The 15,902-nt window shown below is 46.8% G+C and carries 16 protein-coding genes; 10 read left to right on the top strand and 6 right to left on the bottom strand.

Annotation, left to right across the window (positions count from 1 at the left end):
- Window positions 1-4: 4 nt before the first annotated feature.
- From EGC76_RS03420 to pspF, 6 genes are read right to left on the bottom strand one after another with little or no spacing between them, the layout of a single operon-like run.
- Window positions 5-805, bottom strand: a complete 801-nt coding sequence (locus tag EGC76_RS03420; RefSeq protein ID WP_128351617.1) for an ATP-binding cassette domain-containing protein — start codon at window positions 803-805, stop codon at window positions 5-7.
- Entirely contained in the window at window positions 798-1,796 is a 999-nt protein-coding gene (locus EGC76_RS03415) for an oligopeptide/dipeptide ABC transporter ATP-binding protein (RefSeq protein ID WP_128351616.1), read from the bottom strand. Before EGC76_RS03415 ends, EGC76_RS03420 begins: the two co-directional genes overlap by 8 nt.
- Window positions 1,793-2,692 carry an ABC transporter permease subunit gene (locus tag EGC76_RS03410; RefSeq protein WP_128351615.1) on the bottom strand — a complete coding sequence of 300 codons (900 nt, stop codon included), beginning with the start codon at window positions 2,690-2,692 and terminating at the stop codon, window positions 1,793-1,795. The genes EGC76_RS03415 and EGC76_RS03410 overlap by 4 nt, the downstream gene beginning before the upstream one ends.
- On the bottom strand, window positions 2,682-3,710 hold the full coding sequence (locus EGC76_RS03405; RefSeq protein WP_128351614.1) for an ABC transporter permease: 1,029 nt from the start codon (window positions 3,708-3,710) through the stop codon (window positions 2,682-2,684). The genes EGC76_RS03410 and EGC76_RS03405 overlap by 11 nt, the downstream gene beginning before the upstream one ends.
- Entirely contained in the window at window positions 3,697-5,319 is a 1,623-nt protein-coding gene (locus EGC76_RS03400) for an ABC transporter substrate-binding protein (RefSeq protein WP_128351613.1), read from the bottom strand. The genes EGC76_RS03405 and EGC76_RS03400 overlap by 14 nt, the downstream gene beginning before the upstream one ends.
- Window positions 5,320-6,441, bottom strand: coding sequence for a phage shock protein operon transcriptional activator (gene pspF, locus EGC76_RS03395; RefSeq protein WP_128351612.1), 1,122 nt, complete (start codon window positions 6,439-6,441; stop codon window positions 5,320-5,322).
- 214 nt (window positions 6,442-6,655) lie between these two features.
- Here pspF and pspA point away from each other — a divergent pair, with 214 nt between their 5' ends.
- From pspA to EGC76_RS03345, 10 genes are all read left to right on the top strand, one after another.
- Entirely contained in the window at window positions 6,656-7,333 is a 678-nt protein-coding gene (pspA, locus tag EGC76_RS03390) for a phage shock protein PspA (protein WP_128351611.1), read from the top strand.
- 71 nt (window positions 7,334-7,404) lie between these two features.
- Window positions 7,405-7,641, top strand: coding sequence for an envelope stress response membrane protein PspB (pspB, locus tag EGC76_RS03385; protein ID WP_128351610.1), 237 nt, complete (start codon window positions 7,405-7,407; stop codon window positions 7,639-7,641).
- On the top strand, window positions 7,638-8,033 hold the full coding sequence (gene pspC, locus EGC76_RS03380) for an envelope stress response membrane protein PspC (RefSeq protein WP_128351609.1): 396 nt from the start codon (window positions 7,638-7,640) through the stop codon (window positions 8,031-8,033). The genes pspB and pspC overlap by 4 nt, the downstream gene beginning before the upstream one ends.
- A gap of 213 nt (window positions 8,034-8,246) precedes the next feature.
- Window positions 8,247-9,488, top strand: a complete 1,242-nt coding sequence (megL, locus tag EGC76_RS03375; RefSeq protein ID WP_128351608.1) for a methionine gamma-lyase — start codon at window positions 8,247-8,249, stop codon at window positions 9,486-9,488.
- Window positions 9,481-10,284, top strand: a complete 804-nt coding sequence (gene phhA / locus EGC76_RS03370; RefSeq protein ID WP_128351607.1) for a phenylalanine 4-monooxygenase — start codon at window positions 9,481-9,483, stop codon at window positions 10,282-10,284. Before megL ends, phhA begins: the two co-directional genes overlap by 8 nt.
- A 28-nt stretch (window positions 10,285-10,312) precedes the next feature.
- Window positions 10,313-10,657, top strand: coding sequence for a 4a-hydroxytetrahydrobiopterin dehydratase (locus tag EGC76_RS03365; RefSeq protein WP_128351606.1), 345 nt, complete (start codon window positions 10,313-10,315; stop codon window positions 10,655-10,657).
- 100 nt (window positions 10,658-10,757) lie between these two features.
- A complete protein-coding gene (tyrR, locus tag EGC76_RS03360) occupies window positions 10,758-12,308 on the top strand; it encodes a transcriptional regulator TyrR (RefSeq protein ID WP_128351605.1) in 1,551 nt (516 codons plus the stop codon).
- A 355-nt stretch (window positions 12,309-12,663) separates the two neighbouring features.
- A complete protein-coding gene (gene hppD, locus EGC76_RS03355; RefSeq protein WP_128351604.1) occupies window positions 12,664-13,728 on the top strand; it encodes a 4-hydroxyphenylpyruvate dioxygenase in 1,065 nt (354 codons plus the stop codon).
- Window positions 13,721-14,866, top strand: a complete 1,146-nt coding sequence (locus EGC76_RS03350) for a homogentisate 1,2-dioxygenase (protein ID WP_128351603.1) — start codon at window positions 13,721-13,723, stop codon at window positions 14,864-14,866. The genes hppD and EGC76_RS03350 overlap by 8 nt, the downstream gene beginning before the upstream one ends.
- A 6-nt stretch (window positions 14,867-14,872) precedes the next feature.
- Window positions 14,873-15,898: a fumarylacetoacetate hydrolase family protein gene (locus EGC76_RS03345; protein ID WP_128351602.1), complete on the top strand. Its 1,026-nt coding sequence runs from the start codon at window positions 14,873-14,875 to the stop codon at window positions 15,896-15,898.
- The last annotated feature ends 4 nt before the right edge of the window (window positions 15,899-15,902 follow it).

The following is a 15,902-nucleotide window of genomic DNA, read 5'->3' as shown; positions in this document are numbered from 1 at the left end:
AGCATTACTCCTGTGTTGTTGTGTGTTTAAGCGCTTTATTAAGTTGTTCCGATTGCAGCAACATTTTAGTCAATTGCTGTTTCGGGTTTGTAAGTAGCGCCTGTGTTGAGTCAAACTCGATCATTTTACCACGATGCATTATTAATATCTTGTCAGCAACGTGCTTCACAATCTCCGGTGAATGTGAGGCGAAAATGAACGAAATACCCATATCTTCTTGAAGATCGAGGATCAAGTTAATGATTTGAGCTCTAATCGATGGGTCCAGTGCAGCGAAGGCTTCATCTGCCACAATAATTTGCGGTTCAAGGATAATGGCCCGTGCAATACATACCCGTTGTTGTTGACCGCTGGACAACATGTGTGGGTAAAAATCAAAATGGTCTGGCAATAAACCAACTTTCTGTAACGTGACGTAAACGTGTTCTTGTTGTTCTGCAGCGCTCCATTTGGTGTTAAAGAGAAGCGATTCTAACAATTGTTTACCAATGGTTAACTGCGGGTTTAACGAGCGTAAGCTGTCTTGAAATATCATACGAATTTCACGACAACGCTGTTGATGATTGTTAGGGTCTAACAATTCGCCATTTAAGAAAATTTCGCCTGAACTTGGAACCTCAGCACCCGAAATCAACTTGGCAATAGTCGATTTACCTGAGCCGGTTTCACCCATTATGGCAATGGTTTCACCACGTTTCACGCTAAAGCTAATCGGCTCAAGCGCGCACACACGCTGCGGTGTAAGCCAGCCATTTTTATAGCTGTAGTATTTGCTTATATTTCTTACTTCCAGCAAATCAGTCATGGGTTTCCACCTCGATAAGCGGGAAGTGACACGCAAACTGATGTTGTTTGACCTTGCTTAAGCGTGGCTGATGAATGCAGGCACGGCGCGATTTGGGGCAACGTGGACCAAGACGACAACCGATAGGCATATGCTGCAATGTTGGAATGGCGCCAGTTAACGTTGGTAAACGGGTTTTGGGTACCAGTTCTTTATTAAAGAAACTCATTTGCAACATGGCATCGGTATACGGGTGAAACGGCTCGGTCATAATTTTTTCAGTGGGGCCAGTTTCCATCAACTGCCCGCAATAAACCAGACTCATGCGCTGGCTTTCAGGAATCACAGAGGTTAAATCTTGGGTGATCATTAATATGCTCATGCCCTGACTTGCGCTAAGTTTTGCCAGCAAACGATAAATTTGGTTGCGGGTGTTTGGCTCCATCGCCGTGGTTGGCTCGTCGGCTATCAGAAGTTTGGGATTGTGAGCAATTGCCATTGCAATGCTAACTTTTTGCGCCACACCTTCTGACAGTTGATGCGGATAGCTATTCATGACTTTTTCAGCATCTTTGATGCCAACCCGATGCAATAAGCGTTCAGCGCGCACGGTACGATTGGCCTTGCGACGCAGATATATGCCTTTTAATTCGCTTTGCGGAATGGTTTCTCGCAACTGATTGCCAAGTTTTGTATTGGGGTCGAGGTAGCTTCCTGGGTTTTGAAAAATCATGGCCATATCGCGGCCTGTGATCATCCGTCGTTGCACAGGGTTTAATGCGAGTAAATCATAATGGCGCCACCAGAGGCGATCGGCGGTGATTTTCCAACGTGGGTTGATAAAGCCCATAATGGCTTTCGCCAGCAAACTTTTACCGGAGCCTGACTCACCAACGAGCGTATGAATTTCGCCTTCAGCGAGCTGCAAACTCAGCTTATCCAGCACTTTGACAGTACCAGCGCTGGTTTCTAGCTCGATGGTGAGATTGCGAATATCAAGAATATTACTCATGTGCCCCGTACCCGTTCTTGGATGGCAGCTCGTAAACTATCACCGAGCACGTTAATCGAGAGCACCGTTAAAAACAAGGCTAAGCCTGGCAAAATCATGGTCCATGGAACGAGATATACTTGATCTAGGCTGCGCGCCAACATGGTGCCCCACTCAGGGGCAGGGGCTTGCACGCCAAGCCCGAGGAAGCCCAGCGCAGCGATATCTAAAATTGCCGTTGAGAGTGCAAAGGTAACTTGCATAACAACCACAGTCGTAATATTCGGGAATATGACACGCGTTAATAAATACCAACGTGAGCAGCCATTCAGTTTGGACGCTATCACGTACTCTTTGTTGCGCTCTTCATAAAAAGCGTTGTGCACGCTGTGAATGAACTGCGGTATTAATACCAAGGTAATGGCAATCATAACGTTGTGTAGCGCAGGCCCTAATATCGCAATAATTACCAAGGCTAACAGCAAAGATGGTATCGACAGTACAACGTCGAGTAGATGGTTCAGCGTTGAGGATTGCACACCACGGCTCATACCTGCCCATGCACCAATGGTTATGCCAATTAGTGCAGCGACAGCGGTCGCCATAAGCGGGTAGCCAAGACTGTAAACCGCGCCAGCTAAAACCCGTGAGAGTAGGTCGCGGCCTAAGTCGTCGGTGCCGAATAAGAATCTAATTTGCCCTTCGTCATGCCATGCTGGGGGTTGCGAGATAACATCAGTAAACTGAGCATCAGGGCTATAGGGCGCAACCAAGGGCGATAAAATCATCGCCAGCAACATAAAGCTAAATATGTATATGGCGGCCACCGCAAATGGGTTGGTACTCATGTGCAGCCACAATGAGCGTAGCGGTGAAGGCTCTCGATACTGGTAATAAATACTGCGGTTATTTGGCATCGATTTCCTTCCTAATGTGCGGGTAGCGCCAGGCATGCACTAAATCAACCATGACATTGACCAATAGAATGATGGAAGCAAGTACCAGTAAGCCACCTTGGATAACCGGGAAATCACGTTCATAGATACTTTTTACCAGCCAGCTGCCGAGGCCTGGCCAGTTAAATATCACCTCAGTGATAATAATGTTGGTCATTAACACACTAAATTGCAGCCCCAGCTGACGCACCACGGGTTGCATTGCATTGGGCAATGTATGCCGAAACATAATGGTGCTGTCGCTTAAACCGCGTGCTCGCGCCGCTTTAATGAAGTTTTGTTGCAATACATCAAGCACGGCGTTGCGCATAATTCGAATCAGCATGGTGAGCGGCATTATCGATAGCACGATTACGGGCACCCATAAGTGATTAAGGGCATCAGTGAAAGCTGCTATTCGATAATCAGAGTCACTCAACCAGATATCGATGAGAATGGAGCCTGTATTAATATCGATGGCATACAGCGGATCGATTTGACCGGATATTGGGCTCCAACCAAGCTTTACAGCAAATAATAAAATGAACAGCTGTGCCAGCCAAAAAACTGGAATCGAATAGGCGCTTAAGCTTAGCCCCATAATGAGTCGGTCCAGTTTGCCACGTTGCTGTATGGCGGCATACACGCCGAGTGGAATACCCAACACAATCGCTAACAACATCGCCAGTAGGCCTAACTCAAGCGTTGCGCCAAGCAATGGTTTGATTTCGGCAAAAACTGGTTGCTCGGTTACCATCGAGGCGCCCCAGTCGCCTTGCAGCAAATGCGCCATAAAGCTGAAATATTGGCTGAGCAGGCTGCCGTCAAAACCACGCGCTACCAGTGCTTGCTGGTAGGCGAGTGTATCGCTGAACTTGATACCTGTCATGTTGGTGAGTGGGTCACCCGGGTACCAATAATTAAGCGCAAAAATTAACAGCGTTAGTAGCCACAGCGTGACCAACAGCAACACCATGCGGCGTAAACTATAGCGGAACATCGTTCACCCTCCGTGCATAACGGAAGTTGATGCCACCATACGGCGGCAATTCGACGCCTTCGATATCAGCTCGGTGCGCCTGAAAACGCAGCGAGTTCGCGATAGGCACTAACGGTGCATGCTGCATTACCATATCTTCAACGAACTGATATAAATGTTTACGCTGATCAAGATCACTTTCAGCAATAGCATCCACCAACAGTTGGTCAAACTCAGGGTTACACCACAACGCGCGGTTATTCCCGCTGCGCGCAGCCGCACAACTTAAAATAGGCCGGAAGAAATTATCGGGGTCGGCATTGTCAGCAACCCAGCCAATTAATACGCTATCGTGCTCACCGGCCACAAGGCGTTGACGGAATGTATTCCATTCGTAGCTGACGATGTTGACCTGCACTCCAACTTGAGCGAGGTCGGACTGCATCAGTTCGGCCATACGGTGCGCATTTGGGTTGTAAGCGCGTTGCACAGGCATGGCCCAAATTGACATGCTGAAACCATTTGGATATCCAGCCTGCTCTAATAGAGCACGCGCTTTTGCTGGGTCGTACGGGTAGGTTTGTTGCACTGGGCTATAGGCCCATGAAGTTTCTGGCAGCATACCCGTCGCCAACCGCGCATTGCCGTTATAAATGGTTTGAATTATTGCAGGACGGTTAATTGCGTGTGCTAATGCTTGCCGTACCAGCACATTATCAAATGGTGGTTGCTGTGTATTAAATGCCCAAAACGAGATGTTTGGGCTGACTGAGCTGCCAACTTTTATTTCAGCGTCATGATCCAATTTCGACAGTTCATTAATAAGCGGATAAGGAATAACGTCGCATTCGCCAGTTAACAACTTAAGCATGCGTTTATTGGCGTTCGGCGTAATCACATAAACCAAGCGTTTAATTTCCGGCTGTTCACGCCAGTAATCTTCATGGGCGTGATACCGGATGATGAAGTCTTTGCGAAATAATTCAAACTCAAAGGGTCCGGTGCCCACAGGGAAGCGGTCGATTTGCTCGGGCGTTTTCTGATGCAGCAGTTGCGTAGCATATTGTTCGGATAGAATTACCGCAAAGTCGGTGGCTAAATTGGCCAAGAATGAGCTATCAGAGCGTTTAAGGTGGAAATCAACAGTGTAGTCGTCCACCCGCTCGACCCTTTCAATAAGGTTGATAAGACCACTGGAGCGGAAAAATGGGTAACGACCGCCATTTACGTCATGATAGGGGTGCTTTTTATCTAACCAGCGTTCAAAGCTGAAGATAACATCCTTGGCGTTAAAGCTTCGTGACGGAGTGAACCAGTCAGTAGTATGAAATTGCACGTTTTCGCGCAAGTCAAAACGGTATCGCGTACCTTTATCGAATGCTTGCCAGCCGCGCGCTAATGCTGGAACGAATTGTTGCAGTTTAGCGTCGTAGTCGAGCAGTCGGTCATAAAGTTGTGCTGAGGTTGCATCAACGGTTGTGCCTGAGGTACCAAGTTGAGGGTTGAAGCTTTCAGGGTTACCTTCGGAGCAATACACCAACCCGTCATGGTGAACGTCGCTCGCTTCGTCTATGGGGCCGCAGGCGACAATAAAAAGCGCACTACCAGCCACCATCATCTTGTTTAGCATTTAGCCTTGCCCCTCAAGCAGTTGATATTTTTTCAAATAGCCACGTAGCTGATGATAGGTTAAGCCAAGGATTTCTGCTGTTTTCTTTTGGTTAAATTGTGCGTATTGCAATGCTCGTTGCAGCACATCTACTTCAAATTCAGCAGTGATTTCTTTAAAGTCGATACCGCCATTTTCAAAATCAACACAAATTCCTACAGCCTGTGTTGAACTTGGTGCTGCCGACGACTGGTTGTCGCCCGAAACGGCTGAAGCAGTTGGTGTGGTAGGTGGGGCTGCACTGGTATTGCCATTCATTGGTGACTTGTGAGCCTCACGATGCGCTGCAGGAGCAGGGCGGTAAGGGCTATGAAACGGATCGATCACAACGTCGCTAACCGGGATATGGCCACTACCAATGCGATAAACGGAGCGTTCGACGACGTTTTTCAGCTCCCGTACGTTCCCTGGCCAGTGGTAGTCGAGGAGTGTTTTACGGGCACTTTCAGTAAACCCACTAAAGAGTTCATAGTTGAGCTCACGCGCCATTTGAATCGCAAAATGCTCAGCTAATACCAGTATGTCATCAAGGCGTTCGCGTAGCGGAGGTAATGTAATTACGTCAAAGGCGAGGCGGTCCAGCAAATCGGCACGGAACTTACCAGCCTCTGCAAGGCTAGGTAAGTCTTCATTGGTTGCTGCGATTAAACGTGTATCAACCCGCACAGTTTTGGTGCCACCAACGCGTTCAAATTCACCATATTCAATAACGCGAAGAATTTTTTCTTGAACTAAAGCAGAGGTATTTGCAAGCTCGTCCAAAAATAAAGTGCCATTGTCAGCACGCTCAAAACGACCTTCATGACGTTTCTGTGCACCGGTAAAAGCGCCGGCTTCATGGCCGAACAACTCACTTTCGAGCAGGCTTTCACTTAAGGCCGCGCAATTTAATTTGATGTAATTTTGTTCCCAGCGTTTTGAAAGGAAGTGCAACCGCGCCGCGATGAGTTCTTTACCGGTACCACGCTCACCAATAATTAGAACAGGTTTATCTAAAGGGGCAATTTGCGAAACTTGCTCGAGAACAGAGAGAAAACTATTTGCTTGCCCGATTAAATTATCGGCTTCGCGAAAGCGACTCATGGTTGGCACCACGCTGTTATTATCGTCATTGGTGAATTTGACTAATTATTAGTGTATTTCATAACCGCTGCGCGTCAAACTGTTTTTTAACAAAACCATAAAAAACCTTATAAATAAGCTGGTTGCACGAGTTTTCAAAAGTTGGCACGGTACATGCAAGGTATTTCAGCGAACTTAATTCAAATTTTAATTGACGCTTTATGAGGACACGAACATGGGTATCTTTACACGTTTTACAGATATCGTAAATTCAAACATCAACGCACTGTTGGATAAGGCGGAAGATCCAGAAAAAATGGTTCGTCTAATTATCCAGGAAATGGAAGACACGTTGGTAGAAGTACGTTCTACATCAGCACGCCTGATTGCAGAGAAGAAAGACACAGAGCGCCAACTTGCTCGCTTCGACAAAGAAGTAGCGGAGTGGGACGCGAAAGCTGAACTGGCGCTGAGCAAAGATCGTGACGACTTAGCTCGCATGGCTTTAGTTGAGAAACAGAAAGCCACAGCGAATGCTGAAAGCTTAAAATCAGATGTGGCACGTATTGATGAACATCTGAATCGTTTAGGCGAGGAAGTTGGTCAGTTGCAAGAAAAATTAGCCGACGCCAAAGCACGTCAGAAAACCATTATCATGCGCCAACGTGCTGTTAGCAGCCGTTTGGAAGTGAAAAAGACCATTGATAGTGGAAAAATTGATGATGCAATGTTGCGCTTCGAGCGATTCGAGTCAAAGATTGATGATCTAGAGTCGCAAGTGGAAGCTTATGACCTAGGCAAGAAAACCTTGCGTGATGAATTTGCTCAACTCGAAACTGATGACAAAATCAGCGACGAACTTGAAGCGATGAAAGCACGCGTTAAAAAAGATAAAACAGACAACAAAGCGTAATTTATTGTTGCCAACCGGTGTGGGTGTTTGCGGACACCCACGGCCTTTGAACAACGAGAGACGAGAAACACATGGATATTTTAGTCCCAATGATTGGCGCTCCGATAATTCTTTTTATGATCTTTGTAGCACCAATATGGATCATTATGCATTACCGTAGCCAACGCAAAATCGGTCAAGGTTTGAGCCAAGAAGAGTTGTTGCAATTGCAAGAGCTTGCTCACCAGGCGGAGCGTATGCGTGACCGCATCAAAACCTTAGAATCAATTCTTGATGCCGATTCACCGAAATGGAGGGAGCGCGCATGAGTAACGATTGCAAAGAACGCAAAACCTTAACGCGTGATAAGGCCAACGGCAAGATTGCCGGCGTATGCGCGGGTATTGCAGCCTATTTTAATATTGAAGTTTGGTTGGTGCGCATTATTGCGGTCACGGCTTTAATTTTCAGTTCAAGTTTCGTCTTAGTCATCTATGTTGCTATGTGGTTTATTCTTGACGAAAAAAAGCCTCAACCGGTAAGCCATACGCATCACAACCTTGGTGTTAAGACGAAAGTTTGGCAAGCCGGCGAGCCACCACAGCGCGCATTTCAGGAAATTACACAGGAATTTAATGAGCTGGAACGTTCGCTGCAAAAGATGGAACGTTATGTAACATCCAATGCATATCAGATCGATCGCGAACTGGATCGTTTGTAACAGATTTAACACAGCGCACACATGAATACCGGATAATGGTCTTGCCCAAGAACACCGTGAGTAGCCCGCTGATAGGTTTGCCCTGCAGCGGGTTTTTTTATGCAGGTGGAAAATTTCCGTTACAGCAAAATATGATCGACATCAAAGTTCACTGTTGCGTTCATTCGGGGCTGAATGCACTCTGTTGGCCTACAACAAGGAGATTTTCTGCCAATGCGCACTAATAACAAAGACAAAACGCAATGGCGGCCAGCGACGCTGACCATTCACGGTGGTAAACGCCGGGATGAGCACGGCGCTTTGGTTGCGCCTCTTTATCAAACTGCGACATTTTCTTTTGAAAATACGGCGCAAGGCTCAGCGCGTTTCGCGGGCGAAGAACCAGGGTACATTTACAGCAGGCTTGGCAACCCGACGGTTACTGAACTTGAACAGCGGGTTGCAGCACTCGAGGAATTCCCGGCGGCGGCAGCAACGGCAACAGGCATGGGCGCTGTTTCAGCGAGTATGCTGGCCTTTCTGCAACACGGCGACCACGTATTGGTTTCCGATGCCATTTATGGTTGTAGTTTTGCGCTGTTCTCACATTTATTTACGCGTTTCGGCATTGCGGTCGACTTTGTTGATATGGCGGACCTTGAACAAACCCGCGCAGCAATGCGAGATACAACGAAGCTTGTATTTTTAGAATCCCCAGTTAATCCGCACTTAAAAGTAATCGATATTCAAGCAATTGCCGACATTGCGCATGAACGCGAGGCGCGCTTAGTGGTGGATAACACCTTCATGACGCCGCTGTTGCAGCAACCAGGCAAGCATGGCGCTGATCTTGTTTTGCACAGTGCCACTAAATACCTGAATGGGCACGGTGATGTTGTCGCTGGTATTGTTTGCGGCAGCGAAGAAGATATTGAGTTAATCAAGCTCACGACACTCAAGGATATGGGGGCGACCATGAGCCCGCATGACGCATGGCTCATTTTGCGTGGTTTAAAAACGCTGGATGTTCGCATGGAACGTCATTGCGCGAATGCAGTCAAAGTAGCAGAGTATTTGCGTGAGCAGCCTATGGTGAAATCGATTTATTTCCCGGGCTTCAGTGATCACCCAGCACAAGCGTTAATGGGTACGCAGATGCATGGCGCTGGTGCTGTGATTGCATTTGAATTGCATGGCGATATACACACAGCACAACAGCTACTGGATAGCTTGCAATTGATAACAATTGCCGTGAGCTTAGGTGATGCTGAAACGTTAATTCAGCATCCTGCGTCGATGACGCACTCGCCCTACACACCAGAGGCACGTGCCGCTGCGGGAATTAGCGAAACACTTATTCGTATTTCGGTTGGTTTAGAAGCCACCGACGACATTATCGCTGATTTGGAACAAGCGTTTGCCGCTTGTGCAAATAGCCAAACACAAACAACAGGGGAACAAGTCCGCTATGGGTAAACAAAGCAACTATGTTTCAAGACAGCCCGACGAGAATGGTATTATTGCCTGGAGTGACGAGGATAATGCCGTGTGGCACGATCTTGTTGAGCGCCAGCTTAAACATATTCCAGGAAAAGCCTGCGACGAATACATGCACGGCCTTGACCTTTTAGGTTTGCCGCTAGACCGCGTTCCGCAGTTGCACGAAGTAAATGAAGTGCTGCAAGCGACAACCGGTTGGCAAGTTGCTCAAGTTCCGGCGTTGATTCCGTTTGACGAGTTTTTCCGGTTGTTAGCGAATAAACAATTTCCGGTTGCCACCTTTATTCGTACGCGTGAAGAATTTGATTACTTGCAAGAACCTGATATTTTTCATGAGATATTTGGGCATTGTCCATTGTTGACAAACCCAGCGTTCGCACATTTCACGCACCAGTATGGCAAGCTCGGTTTAAATGCCACACCAAAAGAGCGCGTTTATTTAGCGCGCTTGTATTGGTTTACGGTAGAATTTGGCTTGTTAAAAACTGCCGACGGCCTACGTATTTATGGTGGCGGAATTTTATCGTCGCCAGGTGAAACCGAATATGCAATCAATAGTGATAAACCTGAACGTAAGCCTTTAGTGCCACTCGATGCGCTACGTACACCTTATCGGATTGATATCATGCAACCGATTTATTACACCATTGGTAGTACTGAAGAATTATTTGAAATTGCTGATTTAGATATTATGGCGTTGGTTCGTGAAGCGATGGAGTTAGGTTTGTTTGAACCGAAATTTCCACCAAAGCCGAAAACTGACGCTGCTTAACCCTGATTGATGTGAATAGAGGATTCGAATGTCTGATTTAAAACAACAAAAATGTGAAGCGTGTAATGCTGAAGCGCCAAAAGTTACTGATGCGGAACTTGCGGAGCTAATTCGTGAAATTCCAGATTGGACGCCGGTGGTACGCGATGGCGTGATGCAGTTAGAACGTGAGTTTAAGTTTAAAAACTTCAAACTAGCGCTCGCATTCACCAATAAAGTAGGTGACATTGCTGAAGCTGAATTTCATCACCCTACCTTGGTGACCGAGTGGGGCAAAGTGACTGTAACGTGGTGGACGCATGCCATTAACGGTTTGCACAAAAACGATTTTATTATGGCAGCCCGTACAGACGGCGTATTAAATCAAGATTAATACTGCTCGGACGACTTAAAAAAGCCCTCGAGGATACTTATCCCGAGGGCTTTTTTTGTGTATATTAAAGTTTACAAAATACTTATCAGAAGTTGTGCTTATGCGTTTGGAAATAACCTGCGACGACCGTCTTGGTATTGCGCAAGATGTATTACAAATACTCCGCGATCATGAAATCGATCTACGTGGCATTGAGGTGGATCCCAAAGGGAAAATCTTTCTGAATTTTCCTGAACTGGAATTTAAAGATTTTCAGCATTTAATGCCGGAAATTCGCAGAATACCGAACGTAAAAGACGTAAAAACAATTGCTTACATGCCTTCTGAGCGCGAGCATTTCGAATTTAAGCTGTTACTGAGTAAACTTCCTGACCCCATACTTTCTGTCGACAGCAAAGGTGTGATTGATATCGCCAACGATGCGGCACATCAGGTATTGAGTGACAACCGCACCGACTTAGTGGGCACATCGATAAGCTTATGGCTGTCGGGTTTTTCGGTGCAGCGTTGGTTGGAAAAGCAACCGACCGAACCAACCGTGGAACAAATTAGTGCCGGTGGTGCAAAATATTTTGCGGACTTACTGCCAGTATGGGTTGCTGATGAAACCGGTAAAAACAGTTTTGCTGGGGCCGTTATTACCTGTAAACCACAGCCATTAGTGGAACAGTGGCAGCGCGGTATCAATCATGATGCGTTCACACAAATATTAGGTGAGCACGCCAGTATTAAACGCCTATTGAAAGAAGCTGCACGCATGGCAGAACTCAATGTGCCACTGCTTATTCAAGGTGAAACGGGTGTCGGTAAAGAACTGTTGGCACGCGCATGCCACCAAGCCAGCCACCGCGCAGATAAACCGTTTCTAGCGATTAATTGTGCTGCATTACCCGATAACGTCGCTGAAAGTGAATTATTTGGCCACGGCAAAGGCAGTTTGGGCCCATATACTGAAGCTAAAAAAGGAATTTTTGAGCAAGCGAATGGCGGCACGGTGTTGCTCGATGCGGTTGGTGAGATGTCCAACGGCTTGCAAGCCAAGCTGCTGCGCTTTATCCAAGATGGTCGTTTTCGCCGCATTGGTGAGGAAGAGGAAGTGACGGTTGATGTCCGCATTATATGTTCCGCCCAAGATGATTTAATTGAGCGGGTTGAAGCGGGCAGTTTCCGTGAAGATTTGTTTTACCGGTTGAATGTGCTGACCTTACAGGTGCCGCCATTACGCGATCGCAAGTCAGATATCGCCATTTTGGCTGAACACTTTACCGTTCAGGCCTGTCAGCGGCTGGGCCGCAGCTTGATGTTATTGACGCGAGGTTGTCGCGAAGCATTGCAGCGGTATCAGTGGCCAGGTAATGTCCGCCAGCTAGAAAACGTGCTATTTCGTTCAATATCCATGTCTGAGGGCGACACACTGGATGTTGATGATATCTATCTGCCAGGCGCTGATACCCTGCAAGAGAATGTTGCGATTGACCTCGAAGAAGGCAGCTTGGATGAAACTGTGAAGAAGTTCGAGGCAACCATCTTGCGTCGTTTATATCCGAGTTATCCAAGCACACGCCAGTTAGCCAAAAAGCTCGGTTTGTCGCACACGGCGGTAGCCAATAAATTACGTGACTATGGTATTGGGAAAACGCGGAAGAAATAAGATGTTCGTTAATCGTTAATCGTTATTGGTTGTTGTTTTTGAATTAACGAAGAGCGAAGCGTTCGACTAACGAATAACGAATAACGAATAACGAATAACGACTAACGTCGTTGTATTCTTTTCTTTACGCCTTTACCACACTTGTATTGAAAAGCTGACACGCAGAGCCTGCAAACCTGCCTATTATTGATCTGTATCAAATACTTTACATATTGTTGGTTTTCCAACCACCGCGCTAATGTTCGAGTGCGCCTAGCGCTGTCCCCGCTAAATGCGCATAGTAGAGTGGATAAATTCTTTAAACGCGTCCAAAAATTCGAACAACGCGTTCACGCAAATGAATAACGAGGAAACTATGACTGATATTAATTATAACCCGCTACAAACCGACGGTTTCGAGTTTGTTGAATATACGGCGCCTGATGCTGCAGGTATTGCTGCGCTGAAAGACTTGTTTACCAAGTTAGGTTTTACTGAAGTTGCGAAGCATAAATCGAAAGAAGCATGGCTGTATAAGCAAAATGACATCAACTTTATTATCAATTCAGAAGTTGGTGGCCAAGCTGAAGATTTCGCCAAAATACATGGCCCGAGCGTATGTGGCATGGCTTGGCGTGTAAAAGACGCGAAACATGCTCTTGAGCATGCTGTTGCGAATGGCGCAAAACCATTTCAGCGCAATATTGCTGAAGGTGAAGAGGAGTTCCCTGCGGTCTATGGTATCGGCGAAAGCGTGCTTTATTTCGTTGATAGCTCTATTTACGCAACCGATTTTAACTTCTATGAGAATTGGGAAGCGAAGATGAAAGATCATGCAGCAGGTCTGTATGAAGTTGATCACCTTACGCACAACGTATTCCGTGGCAACATGGACACCTGGGCTGGCTTCTACGAGCGTATCGGTAACTTCCGTGAAATTCGCTACTTTGACATCGAAGGCAAGCTAACTGGACTACTCAGCCGCGCAATGACCGCGCCGTGTGGCAAGATTCGTATTCCAATTAATGAATCACACGATGATAAATCACAAATCGAAGAATATTTGCGTGAGTATAAAGGCGAAGGCATCCAGCATATTGCGTTAACTTCAGACGATATCTATAAAACAGTGCGCGACTTACGCAAGATTGGTATGGACTTTATGCCAACACCAGACACGTACTATGACAAAGTGAATGAGCGTGTTGAAGGTCATGAAGAAGACCTTGAGAAATTGCGTGAGTTACAAATTTTGATTGATGGCGCGCCAATGAAAGACGGCATTTTGTTGCAGATATTTACCCAAACGGTGATTGGCCCTGTGTTCTTCGAAATCATTCAGCGCAAAGGTAACGAAGGCTTTGGCGAAGGTAACTTTAAAGCACTGTTTGAATCCATTGAAGAAGATCAAATCCGCCGTGGGGTATTGAGCGATGCGTAAATGGATTAGCTTTCCGAAACAAGTTGGTGTGGCCTCAAAGCAGGCTCATGCTGACTTTCCGGAGCAAGCGATCTATGAACGTGAAGTAGGGCGTAGTGGTTTCTTTGGGCCCGCTACGCACTTTCATCATCGCCATGCTCCAACAGGTTGGAGTAACTGGGAAGGCGACTTGCGACCACGCAATTTCGACTTCAACAAATTAACCAATGTGGCAACCGAGTCTCCGTGGCAAGTACCCATGCTGCTGCATAATGCGAATTGCAAATTTCGCATTTGGCATTGTCAGCGCGCCATGGACTATTTGGTGCGCAATGCGGACGGTGACGAACTGCTGTTTATTCACGAAGGCCGCGGTGAGCTGTATTGTGACTACGGGCATATAACGCTAGAGAAAGGTGATTATTTCTCAATTCCGCGTTCAACCTCGTGGCGATTAGAGCCAATTGAGCCAATGCACATTGTCATGATTGAAGCGACAAATAGCGCGTATCAACTGCCTGAGAAAGGCTTGGTTGGTAATCACGCTATTTTTGATCCAGCTTGTCTTGATACGCCAGATATAGATGACGCGTTTAAAGCGCAATACAGTGAAGAAAGCTGGCAGGTGCAGGTAAAACGTCATGGCGAAGTTTCAGTCATTACGTATCCGTTTAACCCATTGGATGCTATAGGCTGGCACGGTGATTTAGCCCCGGTTCGTATCAATTGGCGCGATATTCGTCCATTGATGAGCCATCGTTACCATTTACCGCCTTCGGCACACACCACCTTTGTCGCCGACGGTTTTGTGGTCTGTACCTTTGTGCCGCGCCCGATTGAATCAGATCCGGGTGCACTCAAAGTGCCTTTCTATCATAACAATGACGACTACGACGAAGTGCTGTTCTATCACGAAGGTGACTTCTTCAGCCGTGATAACATTGATAAAGGTATGGTAACCTTTCACCCAGCTGGGTTTACGCACGGGCCACATCCGAAAGCATTTCAAGCAGGGCAAGAGTACCGCAAGAAGTTTACGGATGAAGTGGCAGTAATGCTCGATACCCGCCATGCCCTCACCATGGGTGATGTGTGCGCAAGTGTCGAAAACCCTGATTATGTGAATAGCTGGAAAGCCACAGACGACAATAAGGCATAACTAACTATGAAGTTTGCGACTTATCGAAATGGAATGCGCGACGGTCAGCTGATGCTGGTTAGTCGCGATTTGAAGAAAGCAGTAGCTGTGCCGGCATTAGCCGCCACGTTGCAAGAAGTTCTTGATGATTGGGATGGCGTAGCGCCTGAACTTGAAAAAGTGTATCAAGCGCTTAATAACGGTGAACTCAGTGATGCACAGGATTTCGATGAAAGCTTGTGTGAATCACCGCTACCGCGCGCCTACCAGTGGGCGGATGGCAGTGCGTATGTGAACCATGTCGAATTGGTTCGCCGTGCGCGTAATGCCGAAATGCCACCAAGCTTCTGGACTGATCCGTTGATGTATCAAGGCGGCTCAGATGATTTTCTGGGTCCAAAAGATGACATTGAAATGGCTGACACCGCTTGGGGTATCGATTTTGAAGGCGAAATTGCTGTTATTACAGATGATGTGCCTATGGGAATTGAGCCTGCACAGGCCGGAGAATACATCCGTTTATTGATGTTGGTTAATGACGTGTCATTACGCGGATTAATCCCAAATGAATTAGGCAAGGGCTTTGGCTTTTTCCAGTCTAAACCGTCTTCAGCGTTCTCGCCGGTAGCCGTTACTCCAGATGAGTTGGGTGATAAATGGCGCGATAACAAGGTGCATTTGCCATTGTTGAGCTACTATAACGGTAAGCCATTTGGTAAACCCAATGCCGGTGAAGATATGACCTTCGACTTTGCACAATTAGTTGCGCATGCCGCAAGAACTCGTCATTTAGGTGCTGGTGCCGTGATTGGCTCAGGTACGGTGTCGAATAAACAAGGCACGGATCATGGCAGCGCGATTGAAGAAGGTGGAGTAGGTTATAGCTGTATTGCTGAAGTTCGAATGATTGAAACTATTCGCGACGGCAAACCAAGTACTGGGTTTATGCAATTTGGTGACACCATCAAAATTGAAATGACGGACGCGAGTAACCACAGTATTTTCGGCAGCATTGATCAAAAAGTGGTTCAGTACACACCGTCTGACGATTAATCGC

Source organism: Pseudidiomarina gelatinasegens (genome assembly GCF_004025325.1).
GTDB lineage: Bacteria > Pseudomonadota > Gammaproteobacteria > Enterobacterales > Alteromonadaceae > Pseudidiomarina > Pseudidiomarina gelatinasegens.
The sequence above is the reverse complement of the archived record's forward strand: the minus strand, read 5'-3'. Positions and strand labels throughout refer to the sequence as shown.

Coding starts and splice junctions, on each gene's coding strand:
- pspB (WP_128351610.1), top strand. CDS start 7,405: ATGGATATTTTAGTCCCAATGATTGGCGCTCCGATAATTCTTTTTATG.
- EGC76_RS03405 (WP_128351614.1), bottom strand. CDS start 3,710: ATGTTCCGCTATAGTTTACGCCGCATGGTGTTGCTGTTGGTCACGCTG.
- tyrR (WP_128351605.1), top strand. CDS start 10,758: ATGCGTTTGGAAATAACCTGCGACGACCGTCTTGGTATTGCGCAAGAT.
- EGC76_RS03415 (WP_128351616.1), bottom strand. CDS start 1,796: ATGAGTAATATTCTTGATATTCGCAATCTCACCATCGAGCTAGAAACC.
- EGC76_RS03365 (WP_128351606.1), top strand. CDS start 10,313: ATGTCTGATTTAAAACAACAAAAATGTGAAGCGTGTAATGCTGAAGCG.
- pspC (WP_128351609.1), top strand. CDS start 7,638: ATGAGTAACGATTGCAAAGAACGCAAAACCTTAACGCGTGATAAGGCC.
- EGC76_RS03420 (WP_128351617.1), bottom strand. CDS start 805: ATGACTGATTTGCTGGAAGTAAGAAATATAAGCAAATACTACAGCTAT.
- EGC76_RS03400 (WP_128351613.1), bottom strand. CDS start 5,319: ATGCTAAACAAGATGATGGTGGCTGGTAGTGCGCTTTTTATTGTCGCC.
- megL (WP_128351608.1), top strand. CDS start 8,247: ATGCGCACTAATAACAAAGACAAAACGCAATGGCGGCCAGCGACGCTG.
- pspA (WP_128351611.1), top strand. CDS start 6,656: ATGGGTATCTTTACACGTTTTACAGATATCGTAAATTCAAACATCAAC.
- hppD (WP_128351604.1), top strand. CDS start 12,664: ATGACTGATATTAATTATAACCCGCTACAAACCGACGGTTTCGAGTTT.
- EGC76_RS03410 (WP_128351615.1), bottom strand. CDS start 2,692: ATGCCAAATAACCGCAGTATTTATTACCAGTATCGAGAGCCTTCACCG.
- EGC76_RS03350 (WP_128351603.1), top strand. CDS start 13,721: ATGCGTAAATGGATTAGCTTTCCGAAACAAGTTGGTGTGGCCTCAAAG.
- EGC76_RS03345 (WP_128351602.1), top strand. CDS start 14,873: ATGAAGTTTGCGACTTATCGAAATGGAATGCGCGACGGTCAGCTGATG.
- phhA (WP_128351607.1), top strand. CDS start 9,481: ATGGGTAAACAAAGCAACTATGTTTCAAGACAGCCCGACGAGAATGGT.
- pspF (WP_128351612.1), bottom strand. CDS start 6,441: ATGAGTCGCTTTCGCGAAGCCGATAATTTAATCGGGCAAGCAAATAGT.